Raw genomic sequence first — 22,497 nt, 5'->3', positions numbered from 1 at the left:
CGGCGAGCGCGTCGCGCGCGACCCGCTCGACCGTCGCGATCGACTGGGCGGCCGCGTCCGCGCTGCCGGCGCGCGACTGCCGGCCGGCGCGCTCGGCGACGATCACGAGGCCGGCGAGCGTCTGGGCGAGGGTGTCGTGGATGTCGCGGGCGAGCCGCTCCCGCTCGTCCGCCGCGCCGCGATCGCGGCTGAGTGCTTCGACCTCGGCCTGCGCGGCGGTCAGCTCTGCGAGCAGTCGTGCCCGCTCGTGCCCGTAGTCCACGATGTTCGAGATCCACAGGCCGAGGGCGATCGCGAACGCGAACGAGAAACTCGAGGTGACCAGGCCCGACATCCAGCCGCTCGCCGATCCACCGAGGCCGACAGCGAAACCGACGAGCACGCTGACCGCGATGGCCGCGCACGCGAGGACGGCGTGCCGCCGGCTGTCGGTGAGCACCCACGCGAGCGGATAGGCGACCGCTTGGAGAGTTGCCAGCATCGGCGCGCCGGCAACGCCGACGCCAATCGACACGGCCGCGACGGCGAGGAAGGCACCACCGCGCCACCCGGGCGGCGCCTGGTCGGGCACGGCGGCGCCGAGCGCCTTGCCCGCGAGCGCGCGCAGCGCGGGCGCCCGAGCACCAGGTAGCCGACGGTGAACAGCGACAACGAGACGGCGACCGGGATGACCGTGTCCGGGCGCGCGAAATACCCGCCCATCCCCGCCATTCCCGCCATCGCGAGCAGGACGACCGCGACCGCGGCATCCCACCACCGCCGGTTCTCGAACACGGGCTCAGGCTACGCGTTGCGCTTCGTCCAGCGGAATGTCGCCCGCGCCAGCACGAGGCCGACCACGAGCCACACCGCAAGCACGATCGCGACGATCCCGATGCTCCACGCCTCGCCCTGCTCGTACCCGCGGTACGCGTCGGGCAGGAACACGAAGCGCATCCCCTGCGCCATCCACTTCAGCGGGAAGGCGGCCGCGATGTTCTGCAGCCAGTCGGGCAGCAGGAAGAACGCGAGGTAGACGCCCGAGACGAACTGCAGCACCAGCACGATCGGGATGACCACCGCCGTCGCGCTGCGCCCCGACCGGGGCACCGCCGACAGCGCGATGCCGAGGAGAGCGGATGTCGCAAGCCCCAGCACGAACACCCACACGAGCGTGAGCCACTTCTCGGCGGTGCCCGGCAGCTCGACCTGGAACGCCAGCACGCCGACGACGATGAGCAGCACGACCTGCAGGGCGCCGGTGACGGCGACCTGCGCGAACTTGCCGAGGAAGAAGCTCACCGGCGGCAGCGGCGTGCCGCCGAGGCGTTTGAGCGTGCCGTCGCTGCGCTCCATCGCGATGTCGACGGCGAGGTTCTGCACGCCCGACAGCAGGATTCCGGCGGCGATCATTCCGGGGAGGTAGTACTGGCCGGCCGGCACGTCGGGCAGCCCGGTGTCGACGCCCCCGCCCATCGAGGTCTGCCCGAAGACCGTGGCGAACAGCGCGAGCATGAACACGGGGAACAGGAAGGTGAAAAACACCTGGTCGGGCGAGCGGAAGTACGAGCGGAGCTCGTGGCCGGCGCGGTGCGCGCCGAGGGCGAGCGTGTTCATGCGACGGCCTCCGCCTCGGCCTCCTCGACGAGCGCGAGGTACACGTCCTCCAGCGACGGCCGCACGATCTCGAGGGCCTCGGGCTCCCCGCCGAGCCGGTCGGCGATCGAGCGCGCGACCGCCAGCGGCGTGGTGGTGCGCTCCTCGTGCCGCTTTCCGTTCTCGGCCCAGCGCACGATCGGCACGCGCGAGGTGGCAGAGCCGATCTCGCCGACCGGGCCGATCGCCCGCATCCGGCCGCCGGCGATGACGCCGACGCGGTCGGCGAGGTGGGCGGCCTCGTCGAGGTAGTGGGTGGTGAGGAGGATGGTGGTTCCCTCGGCCTGCAGCCGACGGATCAACTCCCAGAACTCCCGTCGCGCGTGCGGGTCGAAGCCCGTGGTCGGCTCGTCGAGGAAGAGCAGCTCGGGGTTGCCGACGACGCCGAGCGCGACATCCACGCGTCTCTGCTGGCCGCCGCTGAGCTTCGCGATCCGTGTCCTGGCGTGCGCGTCGAGTCCGACCGCGGCGATCACCTCGTCGACATCCCGCGGGTTCGGGTAGAACCCGGCGAACTGGCGCACCTGCTCGCGCACCGTGACCGACCCGCTCTGCCCCGTCGTCTGCAGCACGATGCCCAGGCGCGCCTTCCAGTCCAAGCCGCCCGAGCCGGGGTCGACGCCCAGCACGGCGGCCTCGCCGCCGGTGCGCCGCCGGTACCCCTCGAGGATCTCGACCGTCGTCGACTTGCCCGCGCCGTTGGGGCCGAGGAGGGCGAACGTCTCGCCGCAGACGATGTCGAACGACACCCCGTCCACGACGGCGCGATCGCCGTACGCCTTGCGCAGGTCTCGCACCCGCACCGCTTCTGTGTCCATGATTCCAGCGTGGCGGGCGGGGATGCTCCGTCCCAGCCGCCATCCGTCCGATCGGCATCCCCCATTCGGTGGATGCCGGAACTCCTGAGCGCCACCCTGGCCGACTACGCTCGAAGGCGTGACCGAACGCGCCCCCCTCTCCCGCAAGCTGTCCGCGATCGCCGAGTCGGCGACGCTCAAAGTGGATGCCAAGGCGAAGGCGCTGCAAGCGGCCGGGCGGCCCGTCATCTCGTACGCGGCCGGCGAGCCCGACTTCGCGACCCCGCAGTTCATCGTCGACGCCGCCGCCGCAGCGCTCACCAACCCCGCGAACTTCCGCTACACGCCCGCCGTCGGCCTGCCCGCGCTGCGCGAGGCGATCGCGGAGAAGACCGCGCGCGACTCGGGCCTGGCCGTCGACCCGTCGCAGATCGTCGTCACCAACGGCGGCAAGCAGGCCGTCTACCAGGCGTTCCAGGCCGTCGTGAACCCGGGCGACGAAGTGCTGCTGCCCGCGCCGTACTGGACGACCTACCCCGAGGCGATCGCGTTGGCCGACGGCGTGGCCGTCGAGGTGTTCGCCGGCGCCGATCAGGACTACAAAGTCACGGTCGACCAGTTGGAGGCCGCCCGCACCGACCGCACCACCGCGCTGGTCTTCGTCTCACCGTCCAACCCGACCGGCTCGGTGTACTCGCCGGAGGAGACCCGCGCGATCGGCGAGTGGGCGGTGCGGCACGGCATCTGGATCGTCAGCGACGAGATCTACCAGAATCTCGTCTACCCTTCGACAGGCTCAGGGCAGGCTGGCGCCCGCGCGGCATCCATCGTCGAGGCCGTCCCCGAGGCTGCCGACCAGACGATCCTCGTCAACGGCGTCGCCAAGACGTACGCGATGACCGGCTGGCGGGTCGGCTGGATGGTGGGTCCGAAGGATGCCATCACGCTCGCCGCCAACCTGCAGTCGCACCTGTCGAGCAACGTGAACAACGTCGCGCAGCGCGCGGCGCTCGCGGCGCTGACCGGCCCGCAGGACGAGGCCGAGCGGATGCGGGAGGCCTTCGACCGCCGCCGCCGGCTCATCGTCGCCGAGCTCGCCAAGATCGAGGGGGTCACCGTGCCGAACCCGCTCGGCGCGTTCTACGTCTACCCCGACGTGAGCGGACTGCTCGGGCGCGAGTGGCGCGGCAAGACCGTGCGCACGTCGCTCGAGCTGGCCGATCTCATCCTCGACGAAGCCGAGGTCGCCGTCGTGCCCGGCGAGGCATTCGGCCCCTCGGGATATCTGCGGCTGTCGTACGCGCTCGGCGACGAGCAACTGCGGGAGGGAGTGCACCGGCTGCAAACGCTGTTCGCGTAGCATCCAGTCATGACCCAGCGGCCCATCACAGCACAGCGCGTGGTCGGCGACCGCGGCGGGTCGACGATGGCGCGCAACACGCTGGCGTTCCTGCGCCAGCGGATCGTGTCGGGCGAGTGGCCGATCAACAGCCGCATCCCCACCGAGACCGAGCTGATGGAGATGCGAGTCTCGGGATGCTGGAGACCATCCGCGGCATCGGCACGTTCGTGCGCTCGCGCGCCCCGATCAGCCCGGTGCTCACCGACTACGGGATCGAGCAGATCCTCATCTACCGCCGAGCAGGCCGCGGCGCTGCGCGCGTCGCTCGACTACGACGAGCGGGTGGGCCCCGATGTGCCGCGCACGGTGGATCGCGACCTCGTGCCCGACGCCGGCTAGCTGCTCAGGGCGCGAGCACGTGCCGGAGCCCGTCCGCGATGCCGCCGCGCCAGCACGCGTCGTCGTGCCCGCCGTTGTACTCGACGTAATGCACGTCGTGGCCCTCCGCCGCGAGCCCGGCGGCGAGACGCTCGTTCGGCTCGCGCAGCACCCACTCCTGGGCACCGACTTCGAGGTACACGCGCAGCCTGGCACCGTGTGCATCACGCAGCGGCGACAGGTCGCGCGCCCACAGCGACGCGGACTGGCTGAGCGCGCAGCGCGCGGCATCCGGCCTCTCCAGCGCCGTCTGCAAGGCGGTGAGCCCGCCCAGGCTCTGGCCGGCGACGACCACGTCGTCGGGAGAGGTCGACACGTGCCAGCGGGCGCGCACCCAGGGGAGCAGGATGTCGGCGATCCACGCCGCGGCGGCGCCTTCGCCGCCGAGCTCGGCCCAGCGGCGCTCCGGGCCGCCGGAGTGGGGCATGACCACGAGAGCGGGGCGGATCTCGCCGTCGTCGATCAGGTTGTCGACCGTGGTGGCGAGGTCTTGCGGGCCGGTCCACACCTCGCCGTCGAGCGCGATCACGACCGGCAGCGGCGCGTCGTCGGGCACCGGCGGCTCGTACACCCACACGGTCCTGCCATCCGGCCCTGCGTGCGCGGCAACTTCGCCCCTGGCCGCCACCGACGCCCGCGACGCGAGCCACGGCTGTGGGGGCGCGTCGGGGAGCGAGACGACGGAGAGCTCGTGGCCGGCGCGGTTGCGGCTGCGCTCGCGCCCGAGCGGGTCGGGTCGGCTGCGGGCGAGCGCGCGCGCGAGGGCCCGGTGGCCGCCCTCGGCCCACGGCCACGCGTCGCCGGGGTAGCGCGGAAGGAAGCCGTACGACGCGCGCCAGTCGCCGCGCATGCGGTACGAGAGGTGCCAGATGTCGGTGCCCGGCACGTGGCGCATGCGGCTGTCGGCGATGCGCCGCTCGTCGGTGAGGCGGTTGGCGAAGAGGATGACCTCCTCGGCCTTGGCGTCGCGCCACAGGAACGTCACGATCCAGTCGCCGGCCGCCCCGGGGGCGGGCTCGATGACGGGGGACTGCGCGTGGCGGCGCCAGAACTCCTTGGCGAGCGCCGCCGCCTTGCGCCGCCTCGTGCTGGGCGCGAGGTCGCGCTCGTCCAGCGCTGCCAGTTCCGCCCACAACGCCTCGATCTCGCGGCTGCGCGCCAACGGAGCGCGAGCGGGGCGCGGGATCTTGGGCGGGGTGCGGCGTGCCACGACCTCCGTCACGCTACTCAGACGGCCTCGACCAGAGCGCGCGTCATGCGCACGATGTGCGGCGATGTGCGCGGGCCGAGCCACACCGTGCACCGCATCGCGACGGCGAGGTCGTGGCACACCCACTCCGCGCACCACGCGTGCACGGCGAGCGCGAGGCACGCGCCGCGGCCGCCGGTGGGGTGCGAGGCGATGCCCGGGCTGCGCACGAGCCATCGGACTCCGACGTTGTGCGGCACCGAGATGTGGGGAACGGATGCCTCGGCGTCGCCTTCGACGACGATCGTCGCGAACGTCGCCTCGGGCAACTGCCACACGATGTCGACCATCGCCGCGACATCCTGCGCGTCGCCGGCGAGCAGCAGGGCGCCGTCAAGGGTCGACCACGCCCGCTCGCTCACGCCGGTCATGTGGGTCATGCTCCCATATTAGGTAAGCCTAACCTTGTGAGCAAGCCTCGTTTCAGAACATCGGGACGACGATGCGCTCCTGCTCGCTGTCGCCGGCGCCACGGAGCGCGGTGAGTTCGATCTCGACGTGGTAGGTGGTGTGCGCGAGCGGCGTCGCGGTGATCGTCGTGGCCGGATCGATTCCGCGGAAGTACTCGGCGATCACCGGCATCACGACCTCGACGTTGGCCGGGTCGGGGATGAACACGCGCGAGCGCACGACATCCGCGAGACTCGCCCCCACGCCCGCCAGCGCGACCTTCAGGTTCGCGAAGATCTGGTGCACCTGGCCGGCAGGGTCAGCCGGCAGCTCCTTCGTCTCCGGGTTGCGGCCCGCGGTGTTCGACACGAGGATCCAGTCGTCCACCACCACGATCCGCGAGTAGCTGCCCTTCTCCTCGAACGGGTTCCCCGTCTTGACCTTTGTGATCCTGGCCATGTCGCTCCCTCTCGTGTGCGCGTGCCGCGAGTCTAGCCGCGCCCTACAGCTCCACGCCGACGAGCACGGGCTCGGGTTGCAGCACGAGCCCGAACTCCGCGACGACCCGACCCTGGATAAAACGCGCCAGCTCGGCAATCTCGGCCGCCGTCGCGTCGCCCCGGTTGGTCAGGGCGAGCGCGTGCTTGGTCGACACCGCCGCGCGCGACCGGCCGAGGCGGAAGCCCTTGCGCACTCCGGCCTGCTCGATCAGCCAGCCCGCGCTGACCTTGACGTCCGGATCGTCCGCGACCGGCTTCGGGACGACCCCGTCGAACTGGCTGAGCGGGATCACCGTGGCCACGTCGGCGTCGGGGCGCACGGGCCAGCGCGGGCACGCGGCAGGCAGCGTCCGCGCGAACGCGGGGCTCACGACGGCGTTCTGGAAGAACGAGCCGGCGCTGTGCGTGTCGTGATCGGCGTCGTCGAGCACCATGCCCTTGCTGCGGCGCACCGCGAGCACGCGGTCGCGGATCCAGCCCAGCGTGGCAGCGTGGTCGGGTTCGAGCCCCAGCGCTCCGCGCAGCTGCTCGCCGCCGATCGGGCGCTCGCCGTCGCCGACCTCCGCCAGCTCGAGCGTGACCGAGAGGATGACGGCGCGGCGGCGCGGCTCCGATCCGTAGTGGTGTTTGAGCACCGACGTGCGAAAGCCGAGCCCGAGATCGGATGCCGGCACGGTCACCGGCGCGTCCGCGCCCTCGTCGATGAGCTCGACCTCCACGAGCGTCTGCTCGATCTCCTGCCCGTACGCGCCGATGTTCTGCACCGGCGCCGCCCCGACCGTGCCGGGGATGCCCGACATCGCCTCGATGCCGGCGAGCCCGTGCTCCACCGTGTGGGCGACGAGGTCGTCCCAGTCGTGCCCCGCGGCCACGCGCAGGCGCGCCGTGCCCGGCCGGGACCCCGGCATCCGCTCGATCCCGCGCGTGAGCACGCGCACCACCGTGCCTTCGACCGGCTCGTCGCCGACGAACAGGTTGGAGCCGCCGCCGAGCGCAAGCCACGGCTCGTCGGCGTCCCACGCCCGCCGCAGCGCGCTGACGAGCTCGTCGGCCGTGCGCGCCTCGACCATCCGCTCCGGCGCGCCGCCAGTGCGCAGCGTCGTCAGAGCGGACAGCGGAATCGGGTCGACGTCGGGCATGTCAGAGGCGGATCCGCACCTGCGCCTTGCCGAGCACGGTCGCCTCGGCGCACGTCACGGTGAGGTCGATGCGCGCGGACTCGTCGTCGACCGCGCCGACCTTCGCCACGACGGCCACATCGGCGCCGGTCTCGGGGTCGACGACGACGGGGCGGGTGAACCGTACGCCGTACTCGAGGATGCGTCCCGCGTCGCCGAGCCACGGCACGATCGTCTGGACGGCGAGCCCCATCGTGAGCATGCCGTGCGCGAGCACTCCGGGAAGGCCCACCCGCGCGGCGACGTCGTCGCGGTAGTGGATCGGGTTGAAGTCGCCCGACGCGCCCGCGTAGCGCACGAGCGACTCACGGGTGAGGTGCACGGAGCGCTCGGCGACGATGTCTCCGACGTTCATTCGTCGCCTCCGATCAGCAGAATGGATGTCGCGGTGACGACGTGGGCGCCGGCGGCATCCGTGATCTCGGCCTCGCTCGTGACCATCGCGCCCTTGCCGACCGCGCGCACGCCGACGATCGACAACTGCGCGGTCAGCTCGTCGCCCGCCACGATCGGGCGCGTGTAGCGGAAGCGCTGCTCGGCGTGGATGGTGCGCTCCAGCGCGATGCCGGAGTCGGGCTCGGCCAGCAGCTGCTGCAGCGTGAGGTCCTGCACGACCATCGCGAAGGTCGGGGGCGCGACGACGTCGGCGTGGCCGAGCGCGCGCGCCGCCGCAGGGTCGGTGTGCTGCGGGTCGGTCGCGAACACGGCGCGCGCGAACTCGCGCACCTTCTCGCGGCCGACGAGATACGGGGCTGTCGGCGGGAAGTCGCGGCCGACGAGTTCGGGGTTCACGGGCACCCCGTCATCCTAAGACGTCCGCCTCACCGGCGGCGGCCGCGCACCGCCTTCAGCGCCATCTGCGTGGAGACGAACACGAGGAACGCGGCGAACAGCACGTTGGCGACGAACGGGTCGACGAGCGTCGCGATCCACGCGCCGAGCGCGGTCGTGGTGCAGGCGGCGACGCCGGTCGTTCCGGCCGCGAAGAGGTCGACGTTGTGACGCCGCAGGTTGCCGAGCGTGCCCGACACCGCGGTCGGGACCATCATGAGGAACGACGTGCCCTTGGCGACGAGGTCGCTCGTGCCGAAGACGATCATGAGCACGGGGACCACCACGATGCCGCCCCCGACGCCGAGGAGCCCCGCCACGACGCCCGTGAGCACGCCGAGCGCGACCAGGCCCGCGCCGGTCGCCCACGTCAGCTCGAGCCCGGCGTCACGCGAGGGGATGACGACGAACAGGCTCACGATGACGGCGGCGAGGAAGCCGACGAACCCCCAGCGCAGGGCGGTCTGCGAGAGCCGGGGCAGCATCCAGGTGCCGATCTGCGCGCCCCCGACGGCGCCGACGGCCAGGATGAGCGCGGGGATCCACGCGACCGAGTCGTGCAGTGCGTACGAGACGACGCCGACGGCGGACGTGGGCACGATCGCGGCCAGCGACGTTCCCGCGGCCAGGCGCTGGTCGAACCCGAGCAGCAGCACGAGCAGCGGCACGATCACGGTGCCGCCGCCCACGCCGAAGAGCCCGGACATGAGGCCCGCGGCGAGCCCGACACCGATGAACACGGCGACCGCACGCGGACCCCGACGCTGCGGTTGCTGAGTCACCGCTCCACCCTACCGACTGCGCGGGGCGAACGCGCTCAGGGGGTGAGCACTCCCCCGGCGCGCGGGCGGGATTACGGTGGTTCCGTGACCGAACCGGACGCCGTCGTCGTCGGCGCCGGCCCGAATGGCCTCGCCGCCGCGGTGACGCTCGCGCGCGCGGGCCTGCGCGTTCTCGTCGTGGAGCGCAACGCGCAGCCCGGCGGCGGCGCGCGCACCATGGAGCTCACCCTTCCCGGCTTCCGCCACGACGTGTGCTCGGCCGTGCACCCCCTCGCGCTGGCGTCGGAGTTCTTCCGCGGCTTCGAGTTGGAACGGCGCGTTGGCTTCGCGATCCCCGAGGCGTCGTTCGGCCACCCGCTCGACGGCGGCCGCGCGGCGGTCGCGTACCGCTCGCTGCGGCGCACGGTCGACGAGCTGGGAGGCGACGGCCGCGCCTACGAGCGCCTCATCGGGCCGCTCGCGCGGCGCGCCGACGCCATGGCCGAGTTCACAGGGGCTCCCCTGCTGCCGGCGCCGCGGCATCCGCTCGCTTTCGCCCGGTTCGGGCTCGCGTCCCTCGACCAAGGCACACCGCTGTGGCGACGGCGCTTCCGCGACGATGCCGCGCCGGCCCTCCTCACCGGCGCGATGGCGCACGCGATCCAGCGCCTGCCGAGCCTCGGCACGGCGGGAGCCGGGCTCTCGCTCGCCGCGTACGCGCACGCACGCGGCTGGCCGATCCCCATCGGCGGGTCCCAGGCGATCACCGACGCCCTGGTGGCAGACCTGCGCGCGCACGGCGGATCGATCGAGACCGGCCTGGAGATCGAGTCGTTGGCCGAGCTCGCGGGCGCGCGGGCGGTGCTGCTGGATGTCACGCCGCGCGCGCTGCTGCGGCTCGCCGGCGACGGCGTGCCGCCGGGCTACCGGCGAGCGCTGTCGCGCTTCCGCTACGGCAACGGCGTCGCCAAGGCCGACTTCGCCCTGTCCTCCCCGGCGCCGTGGGCCGACGAGCGCCTGCGGCAGGCCGGCACGGTGCACGTCGGCGGCACGCGGGCAGAGATCGCGCGCGCCGAGAACGACGTCGCCCTCGGGCGGCATCCCGACTCCCCGTTCGTTCTCGTCTCCCAGCCCACCGTGTTCGACCCGTCGCGCGCCCCCGCGGGCGCGCACACCCTGTGGGCGTACACGCACGTGCCGGCGGGTTCACGGCTCGATCGCACCGAGCACATCGTGCGGCAGATCGAGCGGTTCGCGCCCGGCTTCCGCGACACGATTCTGGCGGTCGCGGCGATGGATGCCGCGACCGTCGAGACGCACAACCCCAACTACGTCGGCGGCGACATCGGCGCGGGCGAGGCGTCGTTCGCGCAGCTGGCGCGGCGGCCGGTGCTGTCGGGGCAGCCGTGGCGCACGCCGTTGCCGGGCGTCTACTTGTGCTCGGCGTCCGTCGCGCCCGGGCCGGGCGTGCACGGCATGGCCGGCTGGCGGGCGGCGCTCAGCGCGCTGCGACACGAGTTCGGGGTGCCCGAGGCGCCGTCGCTCGCGCTGGCTTAGCCGGTCTGCGGCGTCGTGCACGTGCGCGTGGCCGCCGTCTGCCCGGTGATCGCGCTCGGCAACTCGACGACGTCATCCGACTTCTCGCTCTTCGTCGAGGTGGCTGAGGCATCCGGCGTCGGCGTCGAGGTCGAGTCCTCCTCGACGCTGCCCTTGTCCTCCTGGCTCATGCCCTGGCTGAGCTTGCCGGTGAGCTTGATGGCCTTGTTCTTCTTCAGCGCCTTGAACAGCACCTTCGCTTCGGCGGTGCGAGGCAGCACCGTGTCCGGCCCGTCGTACGCGGTCGGGTACTGCACGAGCACGATGTCTTCAAGCTCGACGTCTTTGACCGCCATGGCGATCTGCACCATGCGCGTCGGGTTGGCGAGGTTGTCGCTGAGTACCAGCTGCTTCTTGTTGACCTGCTGCAGCGCGGTGTTGGCGAGGTTGAACAGCGTCGCGGGGTTCGAGAGCACCTCTTCGCTTTGCAGCTTGCGCACCATCGAGGAGATGAACTGCTGCTGGTTCGAGATGCGGCCGAGGTCGGAGCCGTCGCCGATGCCGTGGCGGATGCGCAGGAACTGCAGCGCCTTGGCGCCCTTGAGCGTGTGCGTGCCCTTGGTCAGCTTCAGCCCCGTGTGCTTGTCGCTGATGTCGGCGTCGACGCACACGTCGACCCCGCCGATGGCGTCGGACATGTTGATCACGCCGGTCCAGCGAATCGACGCGGCGAACTGGATGTTGAGCCCGGTCAGCGCCTCGATGGTGAGGACCGTGCACGGCAGGCCGCCGTACATGTAGGTCGCGTTCATCGGCTGCGCGCTCATCGCCGCGTAGCGACCGCCGTTGCCGTCGGGGCACGACGGGATGGGCACGAGCATGTCGCGCGGGAACGACACCACGGTGACGCGGCGCGGGTCGTCGCCGATGTGCACGAGCATCGTGACGTCGTTGCGCTCGCCGCCGTCGTCGTGCCCGCAGCGCGGGAAGAGCTTGAGGCTCTGGCCCTCGCACGAGTCCGTGCCGACCAGGAGCAGGTTGACGCCGCCCTCGATCTCGCCGATCGACGGCGGGAGCTGCTCGTCGCCCTCGAGGGTGACCGAATTGGCGGAGGCAGTCTCGACAGCGTTCCACGCCGCGAACGCGGCGGTGCCCGCAGTGCTCACGAGCACGACCGCGACGGCCACGGCGAGCAGCTTCACGAGCTGCGCGACGGGATGCGGCGAGGTGAGCTGCGCGTGGCGCGCGACGGTGCGGCGCGCTGCCTTCGGCGATTCGCTCACGTGAGTCCTTTCTGCCATCCGCCTGGCACACTACCAACCCTCGCCTGGGGATCCGCCGAGCCGCACAGTCGTCAGCGCAAGGCGACGCTCTGCGCTACAGAAACCCGCAGTCGCGGCTGCGGCACACACCCGCGAATGCAGGTTTCGTGCGCGCGAAGAGGGGCTGTGGCTTCGGTAGCAGGAGCGGGGCTTGAACCCGCGACCTCACGATTATGAGTCGTGCGCTCTCACCAACTGAGCTACCCTGCCGCGACGCATCCAAGACTACGGGACGGATGCTGCGAGCCCCGAGTCAGGATTGAACTGACGACCCCTTCCTTACCATGGAAGTGCTCTGCCACTGAGCTATCGGGGCGCGTTGCCCGCGCGCGGGCAACTAGACGAGACTACCAGAGCGCCAACGCTCACCCGAGCGAGGAGCGGCCCGCGTACTTCCGCATCCACGCGAGCGGGTCGACGTGCGTGGTGCCGTTGAGCAGGATCTCGAAGTGCAAGTGCGAGCCGAACGAGTGGCCCGTATTGCCGACCAGCCCGAGCACGTCGCCGACCTTCACGTGCTGGCCGACCTTGACCTGGATCGAGCCGTACTGCATGTGCGCGTAGTGGCTGGAGACGAGCTGGCCGTCGATGACGTGGTCGACGTACACGTTCACGCCGTAGCCGCCGCCGTTCTCGGTCGCGATGCGCACGACGCCGTCGGCGATCACGTGGATCTTGGCGCCGTCGCCGGGCGTCAGGTCGATGCCCTGGTGCATGCGGCCCCAACGCTGCCCGTAGCCCCACGTCATGGGCACGCCGACGGGGAACGGCCACTGGATCGCCGCGTTGGGGTCGTTGGTGTACAGGTCGGAAGTCTCGTTGATGCCGTCGGCCTGCGCGATGTCGGTCAGCGACGCGATCGCGAATCCGCCCCCGCGATCGATCTCGGGGTTCTCGACCTCGGCGGGCGTGACGTACGCCTGGATGTCGTCGGTCGCCTCCGTCTCGGCGTCCTCGGTGGCGGCCATGACCTGCGCGGTGCCCTGCTCGATGTTCGTCTTCGACGCGGCAACGGCAGCGGGCGGGGTCGTCATGCCGACCGCGAGCAGGCCGGCGACGGCCATCGCGCTGACGGAGAAGGATGCCGCGGCCACCCGCTTGAACGACACGACGCCGCTTCGCTTGGCGGCGGCGCGCTGCTTCTTCGCGCGCTGTGCGCGCGGCTCGACGACCGGCTCCGCCTTCTCGGCCACCGGCTGCTGCACCGCCGTCTCTCCCGTGAAGCTGAACGTGCGCGCGGCGGCCTCGAACTCGTCGTGGGCGGGCGATGCCGTGGGCTGCGTCTCGCGCTGCGCGCGCAGCTCACGGCGCGTGAGCGGTCGGTCGGTGGACGCACCGTGGGGCATGGCGGTGTCGAACGGCAAGCTGCTCGGCTCTCGGGTCTTGTCGCGCGCGGGGCAACGGGCTAAAAGTGGCTTCGAACTCACCCTCGCCGTTCGGGCGGCGAAAGTAACGAACAGATAAACATTAGCGGGCCGAATCTGGGAAACGCATGTGTGCGTCACGCCGTGAGCGCGCGCTCGATCGCCTCGAACAGCGCCGGCGGCGCCGCGATCGTCATCTCCCGGCTGGGCGGGCCGCCGCTCAGACCGCCGATGAGCCCGCCCGCCTCCTGCACGATAAGCCCGCCGGCGGCGTGGTCCCACGGGTTGATGCCGCGCTCGAAATAGGCGTCGAGACGCCCGGCCGCGACGTAGCAGAGATCGACAGAAGCCGCGCCGATCCGACGGATGTCGCGGGCCAGCGGCATCACGCGCGCGAGCCGCTCCAGGTCTCCCGCGTGCGTGGCCGGGTCGTAGCCGAACCCGGTGGCCACGAGCGCTCCGGCCGCGCCCACCTCGCTCGCCACCGCCAGCCGCCGCCCGCCCAGGCGCGCGCCCTCGCCGCGCGCGGCGGTGAACAGCTCGCCCAGCCCCGGCGCGAACACGGCTCCGGCAAGCGCCGTCCATGTGCCGGGGTCTGGGTCTCCAGCCACGGCCGCGACGCTCACCGCGTAGGTGGGCAGGCCGTAGGCGTAGTTCACGGTGCCGTCGATCGGGTCGACGACCCACGTGACATCCGTCGTGCCTCCGGCCGCGCCCGACTCCTCGCCGAGGAATCCGTCGCCGGGCCGGGCCGCCGCGAGCCGGTCGCGAATGAGCGCCTCGACCTCGCGGTCGGCCTCGGTCACGATGTCGGCGACCGCCGATTTGGTGGCCGCGATCGCCACGCCCTCCGACCGCCTGCGGTGGGCGAGCTCGCCCGCCTCGCGCGCGATCTCGACGGCCAGCGCCAGCACGTCGGTCTCAAGGCTCACCCCACCACGCTAGCGTGGGCGGGTGCACACTGAATCCGCCACCCACGACGTCGTCATCGTCGGCGGCGGGCACAACGCCCTCGTCGCCGCGGCGTACCTCGCCCGTGCCGGGCACCGCGTCGTCGTGCTGGAGCGGCTCGAGCACTTCGGCGGCGCCGCGGTCTCGGAGCGGCCGTGGCCGGGAGTCGATGCCCGGCTGTCGCGCTACTCGTACCTCGTGAGCCTGCTGCCGCCGCGCGTGGCCGGCGACCTCGGACTCCGCGTCGAGCTGCGGCGGCGGCGCTACTCGTCGTACACGCCAGACCCGGCCCGTCCGTCGCGCGGCGTCCTCGTGGACAGAGAGGACGCCGCGGCCACCGCGGAGAGCTTCGCGCGCGCTGTCGGCTCCGCCCGCGAGGCGGAGCGCTTCGGCGCCTTCTACGAGCGCCTGGCGCCGCTGGCGACCGCCGTGTTCCCGACGATGACCGAGCCGCTCCTCCCGGCCGCGGAGCTGCGGCGCCGCGTCGGCGACGACGAGCTGTGGCGCGCGGTCGTCGATGAGCCCCTCGACGGGCTGCTGCGAGACTCGTTCGACACCGATCTCGTCCGCGGCATCGCGCTCACCGACGGGCTGATCGGCACCTTCTCGTGGTCGGGCGATGTGAGCCTGCGGCAGAACCGGTGCTTCCTGTACCACGTGGTCGGCGGCGGCACCGGCGACTGGGATGTGCCGGTGGGCGGCATGGGGCGCGTGTCGGCCGAGCTCGAGCGGGCCGCGCGCGACGCGGGCGCCGAGCTGCGCGCGGGCGTGACGGTCACGGCGGTCTCGCCCGACGGCGAGGTGGCGGTCGACGACGGCGCACCGCTGCGCGGGCGACTCGTCTTGAGCGGTGTCGGCGGGGCGGTGCTGAACGGCCTCCTGCGGGCCGGCGGCGCGGAGGTCGAGGATGCCGCGGAGCCCGAGGGCGCGCAGCTCAAGGTCAACATGCTGCTGCGCCGCCTGCCGCGGCTGCGCGACGCGTCGGTCGCGCCCGAGGCGGCGTTTGCCGGCACGTTCCACATCAACGAGACGATGGCGCAGCTCGACAGCGCGTTCGCCGTCGCGGCGGGCGGCGCCATCCCGGATCCCCTGCCCGCCGAGATCTACTGCCACTCGCTCACCGACCCGACGATCCTCGGGCCTGAGCTGCGAGCCTCGGGAGCTCAGACGCTCACACTGTTCGGGCTGCAGGCTCCGCACCGGCTGGTGGCAGGCGGCGCAAGCCGCGACGAGCTGCTGGCGGCGGCGGAGCGGAGCCTGGACAGCGTGCTCGGGGAGCCGCTGCGCGCGCTCCTGCACGAGACGCCCGACGGCGAGCCGTGCATCGAGGCGCGCACCACCGGCGACCTCGAGCGCTCGCTCGGCATGGCTGGCGGCGATATCTTCCACGGCCTGCTGTCGTGGCCGTGGGCGGAGGCAGGTGAGCAGCTGGCGTCGCCCGCGGAGCGCTGGGGCGTCGGCACGGGCCACGCTCGCGTCTTGCTGTGCGGCTCGTCGGCGCGCCGCGGCGGTGCCGTCAGCGGCATCGGCGGGCACAACGCGGCGATGGCCGCGCTCGAGCTGCTGCGCTGAGCCCGGCCAGAGCCCGGCGCTCTCAGAGCCCGGTGAGGTGCTCGCTCAAGTGCGCGACGAGGCCGTCGATCGGCACGCGCACCTGCTGCATCGTGTCGCGGTCGCGCACGGTGACCGCGTCGTCGTCGAGCGTGTCGAAGTCGATCGTCACGCAGTACGGCGTGCCCACCTCGTCTTGCCGCCGGTAGCGGCGGCCGATCGCCTGCGCGTCGTCGTAGTCGACGTCCCAGTGCTCGCGCAGCAGATCGGCGACCCGCTTCGCGGTCGGGGTGAGGCGCTCGTTGCGCGACAGCGGGAGGGCGGCGACCTTGAACGGCGCGAGGCGGTGGTCCAGGCGCAGCACGGTGCGCGTGTCGGTCTTGCCGTCGGCGGTCGTGGTCTCCTCCACGTCGTACGCGTCGACGAGGAACGCCATGAGCGCCCGCGTCAGGCCGAACGCGGGCTCGATCACGTACGGGATGTACTTCTCGTTCGTTGCCGGGTCGAAGTACGAGAGGTCCTTGCCCGACTTCTCGGCGTGCACGCCGACGTCGTAGTCGGTGCGGTTGGCGACGCCCATGAGCTCGCCCCACGGGTTGCCGGTGAAGCCGAACCGGTACTCGATGTCGACGGTGCGCTTCGAGTAGTGCGCAAGCTTGTCTTTCGGGTGCTCGAACCAGCGGATGTTGTCGACGGTCAGGCCGAGGTCGGTGAACCAGGCCCAGCAGGCATCCATCCACTCGTTCTGCCACTGCTCGTCCGTGCCGGGCTTGACGAAGAACTCGATCTCCATCTGCTCGAACTCGCGGGTGCGGAAGATGAAGTTGCCGGGCGTGATCTCGTTGCGGAACGACTTGCCGACCTGGGCGATGCCGAAGGGCAGCTTGCGGCGCATCGTCTGCTGCACGTTGCGGAAGTTCGTGAAGATGCCCTGCGCGGTCTCGGGGCGCATGTAGTACTTGCCCGACTCGTCGTCCACGACGCCGAGGTAGGTCTTCACGAGGCCGGAGAACATCTTGATCTCGGTCCACTGGCCGACCTTGTCGGGGTGGTCGGGATCGGGGATGTCGGCGAGGCCGTTCTCCGGCGCGTGGCCGTGCTGCTCCTCGTACGCCTCGAAGAGGTGGTCGGCGCGGTACCGCTTGTGGGTGACCAGCGACTCGGTGAGGGGGTCGGAGAAGGCGGAGACGTGGCCGGATGCCTCCCACACGGCAGTCGGCAGGATGATCGCCGAGTCCAGGCCCACCATGTCGCCGCGGCGCTGCACGAACGTCTTCCACCACTGGCGCTTGATGTTCTCTTTGAGGGCGACGCCGTACGGGCCGTAGTCCCACGCCGAGCGCGTGCCGCCGTAGATGTCGCCGGATGGGAAGACGAACCCCCGGTGCTGGGCCAGCGCGATGGCGGCGTTGAGTCGCTCTTCGGGGGTCATGCAGAGGGGCCCTTCACTTACTTCGGTGGCGAGTGAGGGATTCGAACCCCCGAAACTTACGTGTCTGATTTACAGTCAGATCCCTTTGGCCGCTTGGGTAACTCGCCGGGTGCGCACCCACCCGACTTGTGCAGACGACCGGAGGCGCGATCAACGATTCTACCCTCAATCGGCGGGTCTCCCCGACATCCCGCTCAGCCCTCGACGACGCGGGCGACGAACGCTTCGGAGCGCTGCCGCGCGCCGTCGATGCGGCGATCGACGCTGGCCCGCACCTCCGACGGGGCCAGGGGCGCGGCGAGCCGCACGTTCTCGTGGCACGACAGGTCGGCGCAGATGTAGGTGCCGACACTGTTGCCGTAGGCACCGCCCGGCTTGCGCGCCGTGAACAGCGACACCTGGTCGGCCGGCTGCATCGTGTGGCAGATGTTGCACATCGCCGAGCGCGCCCGCGACGAGCCCTCGGCCGCCCGCAGCACGACGCCCGTCGGGTCGCCGTCGTGCTCGGCGATGAGGTAGCCGCGACCCCGCGCACGCGGGTCGCGCCACGCGAAGAAGTCGACGTGGTCCCAGTCGACGAGCGGGAAGTCGTGCGGCAACGCGACGAGCTGCAGCTCTTCCGGCCCGGCGTTGACGAACGACGCGAGGACATCGCTCTCGGTCAGCGGACGCATGGATTCCAGTGTAGAACTCGGCTCGAGGGCGGGCTCGATAGACTCTGGCCATGGCAGATTCCTCGTTCGACATCGTCAGCAAAGTCGACCACCAGGAGGCCGACAACGCGCTCAACCAGGCGCGCAAGGAGGTCGAGCAGCGCTACGACTTCAAGGGCACGGGCGCCTCGGTCGAGTGGAGCGGCGAGCAGATCCTCATCAAGGCGAACACCGAGGAGCGCGCCAAGGCGGTGCTCGACGTGTTCCAGTCCAAGCTCATCAAGCGCGGCATCTCGCTGAAGAGCCTCGAGACCGGCGAGCCGGTCGCCAGCGGCAAGGAGTTCCGCATCGTGTCGTCGCTGAAGGACGGCATCTCGCAGGAGAACGCGAAGAAGATCTCGAAGATCATCCGCGACGAGGGCCCGCGCTCGGTGAAGTCGCAGATCCAGGGCGACGAGCTGCGCGTGCAGTCCAAGAGCCGCGACGACCTGCAGACGGTGCAGCGCCTGCTGAAGGCGGCCGACCTCGACGTCGACCTGCAGTTCGTCAACTACCGCTGAGGCTGCCCGTCTCTCATCGCGAGTCTTCGGAAGTACTCGGCGAGCACGAAGATGCCGACGCAGATCGCGATGTCCTGCAGGGTGAGTCCGGCGCCGATGGCCGCGAACCGGTCGCGGAAGACGATCGTGACCAGAAGCAGCACGACATCGGCGGCGCCCGAGACGAGTGCGAGCCACATCGCGGCGCGCCGGTTCCACAAGGAGACGATCAAAGCCGCCATCACGCCGATGACGTTGATCCCGAACAGCACGAGGAGATACCACGGGTAGTCCGCGAAGTACGCGACGCCCTTCGGGGTGTACCTGTCTGTGAGATACGCCTGATTGCGGGTGGCGACCATGACGAAGTCGTACAGGCCCACCGACATGAGGAACGTGGCTACGACAACGATCAGCCACAGGTGCCAGGGCCGGGATCTTCTCGACGAAGACATCATGGACGGTACTGCAGGTAGCCGCGCTGGATCATGATCTGGTCGGCGAGGTACTTCGCGTCGTGCCAGACCCCCCAGATGAAGCTCGATCCGCGCCGCGACAGCCACGGCAGGCCGAGGAAGTAGACCCCGGGCTCGGCCGAGACGCCGCGCTGGTGGCGCGGACGGCCCCGCTCGTCGAAGGTGTCGACCTCGAGCCAGCCGTAGTCCACGCCGAAGCCCGTCGCCCAGACGATCGAGGTCACCCCCGCCCCGGCGAGGTCGAGCTCGAGGATCGGGTCGGCAACGCACGCCGGCTCTGGGCCGAGGATGCGCGCCTCGGGCTCCTCGGGCAGATCGATACCGCTTCGCTCCACGTAGGCGTCGGCCTCGTCGAGCAGGGCCAGGTAGTTCGCGTCGCCGCTCGCGATGTTCGCGGCGAGGTCGGGGGCGAAGCGCATGACGCCGTTCTCGAACGCGCCAGCGCGCCCGACCAGCGTGATGCCGCTTTCGGCGAGCGAGCGGAAGTCGACGGTGTGTCCCCCGTTGGCCCCGCTCACGGCGATCGTGACGTGCTCGGCGCCGGGGGCGGGCGCCGCCATGTCCCACTTGCCGAGCACCCCGAGCCACCACACGAAATCGCGGTCGCGATAGCTGCGCGGCGGACGGTCGTGCAGGCCGACGGCGAGGTACACGTCGCGTCCCGCGCGAAGCAGCTCGTCAGCGATCTGCACGCCGGACGAACCGGCCCCGACCACGAGCACCGCGCCGGCGGGCAGCTGCTGCGGGTTGCGGTAGCCGCTGGAGTGGAGCTGTGTGAGCCCCGCTTCCTCGGGCACGACGGTGGGGATGATCGGCCGCTGGAAGGGGCCGGTCGCCGCCACGATGTAGCGCGCCTCGATCGGGCCGGCCGTGGTCTCGGCGCGGAAGCCGCCCCCCTCGTGGCGACGCACCGACGTGACCTCGACCCCGCAGCGGATCGGCCCGCCGAAGCGCTCGGCGTACGCGGCGAAGTACTCGGCGACCTGGTCCTTCGTCGCGAAGTCGTCGCCGCCGACATCGGAGAACTCCATGCTCGGGAAGCGGTCGTGCCACGCGGGCCCGTTGGCCACCAGCGAGTCCCAGCGCCCGGTGCGCCAGCGCTCGGCGATGCGGTCGCGCTCCAGCACGAGATGGGGCACGCCAGAGCTGGTGAGGTGCTCGCTCATCGCCACGCCCGCTTGGCCGCCGCCGACGACAAGGACCTCGGTGACCTCGGCCTCGTGGTTCGACATCCCGTCCTCCGTTCGGAAAGCGCCGTTCTCACGCACCAGCCAAACTCCCGGGCGCCGTCATGTCCAATATGCGTTCGCGGTGAAGACCATCACGACAATTGATAGTGAATGTCAAAGAAATCGCATTTGCACATCTACTTCGCTGAGTGCGCAATGAGCTCGCGAATGACGGCAGCCACGGCGCGAGCGCGCGCGGACGGGGAGACCTGGGCGAGGGATGCCACGACGACGTCGAGGCTGCGCACGCGGTCGGCGATCTCGACCGCGACCGCGTGATCGCCACTGTAGGTCTGCGCGATGCGGGGCCGCTGGTTGAGGATCGAGAACCCATGCCCCGCCGACACAAGAGAGCGCACCGTCTCGTAGCTGGAGCTGCGGTACTTGAGCCGGGGCGTGACGCCGGCCTGCAGCAGCAGGCCGAGCAGGTACTGGCTGCTGCCGGGCAAATCGAGCAGCACGAGCGGCTCGTCCGCGAGCTGCGCGAGGCGAACCTTCGGGCGGCCCGCGAGACGGTGCCCGGAGTGCACGATCACGTACGGTCTCACCGACCCCACGATCTCGCTGCGCACGCCGTCCGTGTCGGTGAGGTTGTATCCGACGGCGAGCTCCACGCGGCCGGCCTGCAGAGCGTCGAGGTTCTCGGCGTGGTCGCCCTCGACGACGTCGACGACGAGCTCGGGATGCCGTGCCTGCAGCCGGGTGAGAAGCTGCGGCAGCAGGAATGGCGCGAGCGTGGCGAAACAGGCGATGCGGATGGTGCCGCGCACCTCGAGCTGGTCGGCCCGCACCGCCTCGATGGCATCGCTGAGCAGCCCGAAGACCTGGCCAGTGTCGCGCAACAGCCGCTCGCCGGCGGGCGTCAGCACGAGCCCCTTGGAGTGCTTGCGGATGAACAGCGACGCGCCGAGCGCCCGCTCGAGATGCGTGATGGCGGTCGAGACCGCGGACTGCGCCACCAGCAGCTGCTGGCTGGCGACGGTCATGTTGAGGGTCTTCGCACACTCGACGAAGTACGTGAGCTGCGTGAGCGTGACCGGGAATCGCTGCATGGATCCTCCGTCGACCGGGCGTTTCGCGCGCATTTCCGCCGCGTGACACGCAGATTTCCATCTGTTCAATAGATCAGCTATCTAAATTTTGACTATTTTACAGATTCTCCGATCGTGAAAACAATAGTGCCAAGCACCCCAGACGCCACGACGGGAGACGATCGATGCCCACGCATCAGCGGTTGAGGATGTTCAACACGAAGGACACCTACCCCGAGCAGAACCTGGACAACGACCTCTGCCAGGCGGTCGTGGCGAACGGCGTCGTCTACCTTCGCGGCCAGGTCGGCCAGGATCTGGAGACGCGCGAGTCGGTCGGCATCGGCGACGCGGCCGCGCAGACCGAGCGGGCCATGGCCAACATCGCTCTGCTGCTCAAGGAGGCAGGAAGCCGCCTCGAGGACATCGTCAAGGTCACCGTGTACATCGTCGACCCGCGCTATCGCGAGGACGTCTACCGCACGATGGGCGCCTGGCTGAAGGGGGTGTTCCCGGTGTCCACCGGCATCGTGGTGCAGGCGCTCGCCCGCCCGGAGTGGCTCGTGGAGATCGACGCCACCGCCGTGATCAGCGACGGAGCGACGGCATGACGTTCTCGCTCATCCTCCGCGACCCCGAGACCGGCGAGTTCGGCTCCGCCATCTCGTCGTCGTCGCCCGCTGTCGCGGCACGCTGCCTCAACCTCGCCGACGGCGTCGGGGGCGCGAACTCGCAGAACGTGACCGACCCCCGGCTCGGCCCGCAGCTCATCGAGCGGCTGCGCGCGGGGGCCTCGGCGCAGCAGGCGCTCGACGCGGTCGTGCAGGGCGCCGACCCGAGCACGATCGACTACCGCCAACTGCTCGTGCTCGACGCCGCGGGCCGCGCCGCCGCGTTCTCGGGCGGCCGCGCGCTGGGCGTGTTCGGCTGGACCGCGCGCGAGAACGCCATCGCCGGCGGCAACATGCTGGCGGGCCTGGACGTGCTCGACGCGCTCGTCGACACGGCGCTGTCCGCCTCCGGCCGGATCGAAGAGCGACTGTACGCCGCGCTGCGGGCCGCTGTCGCCGCCGGCGGCGAGGAGGGCCCTGTGCACTCCGCCGGCCTCGCGGTGGTCGGCAACGCGGGATGGCGCATCACCGACCTGCGCGTCGACTGGGCCGACGACGACCCGATCGGCGCGCTCGGCCAGGCCCTCGAGGTGTGGATGCCGCAGCGCGACGACTACGTCAGCCGCGGCTTGGACCCGAGCGTCGCCCCGTCGTACGGAGTGCCGGGGGACGAATGAAACG

25 protein-coding genes and 3 tRNA genes are annotated in these 22,497 nt (G+C 71.1%); 7 read left to right on the top strand and 21 right to left on the bottom strand.

From position 1 onward, the window contains the following. From QM611_RS11300 to QM611_RS11290, 3 genes are all read right to left on the bottom strand, one after another. Positions 1-571 (bottom strand): histidine kinase (locus tag QM611_RS11300; RefSeq protein WP_415080016.1); only part of this gene is annotated, 571 nt, incomplete at its 3' end. Positions 572-783: 212 nt separating this feature from the next. Further along, entirely contained in the window at positions 784-1,596 is an 813-nt protein-coding gene (locus QM611_RS11295; protein ID WP_415080015.1) for an ABC transporter permease, read from the bottom strand. After that, positions 1,593-2,453 (bottom strand): ABC transporter ATP-binding protein, encoded by an 861-nt coding sequence (locus QM611_RS11290; protein WP_415080014.1) that lies wholly within the window; start codon positions 2,451-2,453, stop codon positions 1,593-1,595. Before QM611_RS11290 ends, QM611_RS11295 begins: the two co-directional genes overlap by 4 nt. 118 nt (positions 2,454-2,571) lie before the next feature. On the opposite strand from QM611_RS11290, the gene QM611_RS11285 reads away from it, so the two are divergent. Next, entirely contained in the window at positions 2,572-3,792 is a 1,221-nt protein-coding gene (locus QM611_RS11285) for a pyridoxal phosphate-dependent aminotransferase (RefSeq protein ID WP_415080013.1), read from the top strand. A 9-nt stretch (positions 3,793-3,801) separates the two neighbouring features. Next, the gene (locus QM611_RS11280) at positions 3,802-4,173 is read left to right on the top strand and encodes a hypothetical protein (RefSeq protein WP_415080012.1); all 372 of its coding nucleotides are present in this window, start codon (positions 3,802-3,804) and stop codon (positions 4,171-4,173) included. A gap of 4 nt (positions 4,174-4,177) precedes the next feature. Here QM611_RS11280 and QM611_RS11275 read toward each other — a convergent pair whose 3' ends face one another. The 7 genes from QM611_RS11275 to QM611_RS11245 are packed head-to-tail and all read right to left on the bottom strand — an operon-like array spanning position 4,178 to position 9,142. After that, positions 4,178-5,422 carry an enterochelin esterase domain-containing protein gene (locus QM611_RS11275; protein WP_415080011.1) on the bottom strand — a complete coding sequence of 415 codons (1,245 nt, stop codon included), beginning with the start codon at positions 5,420-5,422 and terminating at the stop codon, positions 4,178-4,180. A gap of 17 nt (positions 5,423-5,439) precedes the next feature. Beyond that, complete coding sequence (locus tag QM611_RS11270; RefSeq protein ID WP_415080010.1) at positions 5,440-5,841, bottom strand: hypothetical protein; 402 nt, start codon at positions 5,839-5,841, stop codon at positions 5,440-5,442. Between the two features lie 43 nt (positions 5,842-5,884). Further along, positions 5,885-6,310, bottom strand: a complete 426-nt coding sequence (locus tag QM611_RS11265) for a RidA family protein (protein ID WP_415080009.1) — start codon at positions 6,308-6,310, stop codon at positions 5,885-5,887. Positions 6,311-6,353: 43 nt separating this feature from the next. Continuing rightward, entirely contained in the window at positions 6,354-7,490 is a 1,137-nt protein-coding gene (locus tag QM611_RS11260) for a UDP-N-acetylmuramate dehydrogenase (protein WP_415080008.1), read from the bottom strand. Position 7,491: 1 nt separating this feature from the next. Next, positions 7,492-7,884: a MaoC/PaaZ C-terminal domain-containing protein gene (locus QM611_RS11255; RefSeq protein WP_415080007.1), complete on the bottom strand. Its 393-nt coding sequence runs from the start codon at positions 7,882-7,884 to the stop codon at positions 7,492-7,494. After that, positions 7,881-8,327, bottom strand: coding sequence for a MaoC family dehydratase N-terminal domain-containing protein (locus QM611_RS11250; RefSeq protein WP_415080006.1), 447 nt, complete (start codon positions 8,325-8,327; stop codon positions 7,881-7,883). The genes QM611_RS11255 and QM611_RS11250 overlap by 4 nt, the downstream gene beginning before the upstream one ends. Positions 8,328-8,350: 23 nt before the next feature. Further along, a complete protein-coding gene (locus QM611_RS11245) occupies positions 8,351-9,142 on the bottom strand; it encodes a sulfite exporter TauE/SafE family protein (RefSeq protein WP_415080005.1) in 792 nt (263 codons plus the stop codon). Between the two features lie 84 nt (positions 9,143-9,226). Here QM611_RS11245 and QM611_RS11240 point away from each other — a divergent pair, with 84 nt between their 5' ends. After that, complete coding sequence (locus QM611_RS11240) at positions 9,227-10,678, top strand: phytoene desaturase family protein (protein WP_415080004.1); 1,452 nt, start codon at positions 9,227-9,229, stop codon at positions 10,676-10,678. Here the strand turns inward: QM611_RS11240 and QM611_RS11235 are convergent. The 5 genes from QM611_RS11235 to QM611_RS11215 form a co-directional block, all read right to left on the bottom strand. Continuing rightward, the gene (locus QM611_RS11235) at positions 10,675-11,940 is read right to left on the bottom strand and encodes an LCP family protein (protein WP_415080003.1); all 1,266 of its coding nucleotides are present in this window, start codon (positions 11,938-11,940) and stop codon (positions 10,675-10,677) included. The two genes, QM611_RS11240 and QM611_RS11235, sit on opposite strands and share 4 nt — an antisense overlap. Positions 11,941-12,115: 175 nt before the next feature. Continuing rightward, positions 12,116-12,189: transfer RNA gene (locus tag QM611_RS11230), tRNA-Met, on the bottom strand. Between the two features lie 34 nt (positions 12,190-12,223). After that, a tRNA-Thr gene (locus QM611_RS11225) sits at positions 12,224-12,295 on the bottom strand. A 49-nt stretch (positions 12,296-12,344) separates the two neighbouring features. Continuing rightward, positions 12,345-13,325 carry a peptidoglycan DD-metalloendopeptidase family protein gene (locus QM611_RS11220; RefSeq protein ID WP_415080002.1) on the bottom strand — a complete coding sequence of 327 codons (981 nt, stop codon included), beginning with the start codon at positions 13,323-13,325 and terminating at the stop codon, positions 12,345-12,347. Between the two features lie 155 nt (positions 13,326-13,480). Then, complete coding sequence (locus tag QM611_RS11215; protein WP_415080001.1) at positions 13,481-14,275, bottom strand: inositol monophosphatase family protein; 795 nt, start codon at positions 14,273-14,275, stop codon at positions 13,481-13,483. A gap of 22 nt (positions 14,276-14,297) precedes the next feature. On the opposite strand from QM611_RS11215, the gene QM611_RS11210 reads away from it, so the two are divergent. Further along, positions 14,298-15,866, top strand: a complete 1,569-nt coding sequence (locus QM611_RS11210) for a phytoene desaturase family protein (RefSeq protein ID WP_415080000.1) — start codon at positions 14,298-14,300, stop codon at positions 15,864-15,866. A 22-nt stretch (positions 15,867-15,888) separates the two neighbouring features. On the opposite strand, the gene QM611_RS11205 is transcribed toward QM611_RS11210, so the two are convergent. The 3 genes from QM611_RS11205 to QM611_RS11195 form a co-directional block, all read right to left on the bottom strand. After that, the gene (locus tag QM611_RS11205; RefSeq protein WP_415079999.1) at positions 15,889-17,277 is read right to left on the bottom strand and encodes a glycine--tRNA ligase; all 1,389 of its coding nucleotides are present in this window, start codon (positions 17,275-17,277) and stop codon (positions 15,889-15,891) included. Positions 17,278-17,303: 26 nt separating this feature from the next. Beyond that, positions 17,304-17,384 (bottom strand) — tRNA-Tyr (locus tag QM611_RS11200). Between the two features lie 87 nt (positions 17,385-17,471). Then, positions 17,472-17,951, bottom strand: a complete 480-nt coding sequence (locus QM611_RS11195; RefSeq protein ID WP_415079998.1) for an FBP domain-containing protein — start codon at positions 17,949-17,951, stop codon at positions 17,472-17,474. A 50-nt stretch (positions 17,952-18,001) separates the two neighbouring features. Between QM611_RS11195 and QM611_RS11190 the strand changes: the two genes are divergently transcribed. Continuing rightward, positions 18,002-18,490: a YajQ family cyclic di-GMP-binding protein gene (locus tag QM611_RS11190; protein ID WP_415079997.1), complete on the top strand. Its 489-nt coding sequence runs from the start codon at positions 18,002-18,004 to the stop codon at positions 18,488-18,490. On the opposite strand, the gene QM611_RS11185 is transcribed toward QM611_RS11190, so the two are convergent. The 3 genes from QM611_RS11185 to QM611_RS11175 all read right to left on the bottom strand — a co-directional run bounded on the left by QM611_RS11185 (position 18,481) and on the right by QM611_RS11175 (position 21,226). Further along, the gene (locus QM611_RS11185; protein WP_415079996.1) at positions 18,481-18,858 is read right to left on the bottom strand and encodes a hypothetical protein; all 378 of its coding nucleotides are present in this window, start codon (positions 18,856-18,858) and stop codon (positions 18,481-18,483) included. The genes QM611_RS11190 and QM611_RS11185 overlap by 10 nt on opposite strands. Before the next feature lie 65 nt (positions 18,859-18,923). After that, entirely contained in the window at positions 18,924-20,177 is a 1,254-nt protein-coding gene (locus QM611_RS11180) for a flavin-containing monooxygenase (protein ID WP_415079995.1), read from the bottom strand. 134 nt (positions 20,178-20,311) lie between these two features. Next, complete coding sequence (locus QM611_RS11175) at positions 20,312-21,226, bottom strand: LysR family transcriptional regulator (protein WP_415079994.1); 915 nt, start codon at positions 21,224-21,226, stop codon at positions 20,312-20,314. A gap of 164 nt (positions 21,227-21,390) precedes the next feature. On the opposite strand from QM611_RS11175, the gene QM611_RS11170 reads away from it, so the two are divergent. Together QM611_RS11170 and QM611_RS11165 are read left to right on the top strand one after the other, a co-directional pair. Then, positions 21,391-21,816, top strand: a complete 426-nt coding sequence (locus QM611_RS11170) for a RidA family protein (protein WP_415079993.1) — start codon at positions 21,391-21,393, stop codon at positions 21,814-21,816. Then, positions 21,813-22,493 carry a DUF1028 domain-containing protein gene (locus QM611_RS11165; protein ID WP_415079992.1) on the top strand — a complete coding sequence of 227 codons (681 nt, stop codon included), beginning with the start codon at positions 21,813-21,815 and terminating at the stop codon, positions 22,491-22,493. Before QM611_RS11170 ends, QM611_RS11165 begins: the two co-directional genes overlap by 4 nt. Positions 22,494-22,497 lie beyond the last annotated feature (4 nt).

The sequence above is a fragment of the Microbacterium sp. genome (genome assembly GCF_047606685.1).
In the GTDB taxonomy this organism is placed as follows: Bacteria; Actinomycetota; Actinomycetes; order Actinomycetales; family Microbacteriaceae; genus Microbacterium.
This window is presented reverse-complemented; position numbering and strand designations above follow the sequence as displayed.